This window comes from Dietzia sp. B19, assembly GCF_014145155.1.
Lineage (GTDB): Bacteria > Actinomycetota > Actinomycetes > Mycobacteriales > Mycobacteriaceae > Dietzia > Dietzia natronolimnaea.
The window spans coordinates 42837-43757 of record NZ_JAALED010000572.1 but is presented as its reverse complement, the minus strand read 5'-3'; the positions used below and the strand labels follow the sequence as shown (position 1 = coordinate 43757).

Annotated in this window: 1 protein-coding gene; it reads right to left on the bottom strand. The window is 68.9% G+C overall.

Translation table 11 applies throughout. The annotated features are described in order from the left end of the window. Positions 1–921, bottom strand: a 921-nt coding sequence (locus G6020_RS15990) for an IS256 family transposase (RefSeq protein WP_241732782.1), incomplete at both ends; no start/stop codon positions are given.

Sequence of the window (921 nt, the reverse complement as noted above, 5' to 3'; positions counted from 1 at the left end):
GTGAAGGCGAGCAGGTCCTCGCGGGCATCGCCCAGGTGGTCAGCGACCGCGGGCAGCCGGCCGTCGGTGTACTCCAGGAGCCGGTCGAACTGCTCGTGCACCGCGGTGGCGGTGGGCTGGTCGTAGACGCTGTGCAGCATGGCTTTCACGGCCGGCCACATCGACTTGGGGCACACGGCCATCAGGTTCGCCGCGTAGTGGGTGCGGCAGCGCTGCCACGCAGCTCCGGGCAGGTTCGCCGCGATCGCCTCGACGAGCCCGGCGTGGGCGTCGGAGGTCACCAGGCGGACTCCGCCCAGGCCACGGGCGACCAGGTCGGCGAAGAAGGTGTTCCATGAGGCTTTGGTCTCGCTGGTGGCGACCTGCATTCCGAGGACTTCGCGGTGGCCGTCGCCGTTGACTCCGGTGGCCAGCAGGACGGAGGCCTTGACGACCTGGTTGTTCTCGCGGACCTTGATCGTCAACGCATCAGCGGTGACGAAGGTGAACGGCCCGGCCTCGTCCAGGCGGCGGTGCCGGAACGCGGCGACCTGCTCGTCCAGGTCCTGGGCCATGCGTGAGACCTGCGACTTGGACAGCGAGTCGATACCCAGGGTCTTGACCAGCTTGTCCATCCGGCGGGTAGACACCCCGGCCAGATAGCAGTCGGCTACGACGGTGATCAGCGCGGACTCGGCTCGCTTGCGGCGCTCGAGCAGCCACTCGGGGAAGTAGCTGCCCGAGCGCAACTTCGGGACGGCGACGTCGACGGTGCCGACGCGGGTGTCCAGGGGGCGGTGGCGGTAGCCGTTGCGCCGGTTGGTGCGCTCGGTGCTGCGGGCGTTCCATTCGGCGCCGCACACGCTGTCGGCATCGGCGGACAGCAGGGCGTTGATCATGGTTTGCAGCAGTTCGCGCATCAGATCCGGTGATGCCTCGGCG